Source organism: Neptunicoccus sediminis (assembly GCF_001719615.1).
Lineage (GTDB): Bacteria > Pseudomonadota > Alphaproteobacteria > Rhodobacterales > Rhodobacteraceae > Amylibacter > Amylibacter sediminis.
In genome coordinates, this window is the sequence record NZ_MDVX01000064.1 from 1 (window position 1) to 267 (window position 267).

The window sequence follows — 267 nt, forward strand, 5'->3', positions numbered from 1 at the left end:
TAGCCGCTTTCGCCGCCCGGGCCGGTGCTACGCTTTTGCTCAACGAGATCGACCCCTTTCGCCAGCACCTCCTGCGCGCCCTCTTCGGCGGCGAGGTGACGGGCCATGACGGGGAGCATATCGACGATCTGCTGCACACGCCGGTTCTACCCGACGTCGTGGTGATGAATCCGCCCTTCGCCTCCTCGGTCGATCGCTCCCGGGACAAGCACATCGCTGCCAAACATCTCATTGCGGCTGCAAAGCGCCTGGCACTCGGTGGGCGGC

General features: G+C 65.5%; 1 pseudogene. It reads left to right on the plus strand.

Features of this window, described 5'->3' with window-relative positions:
- Window positions 1-267: pseudogene (locus BFV97_RS18220) on the plus strand (strawberry notch family protein); the annotation flags it as partial.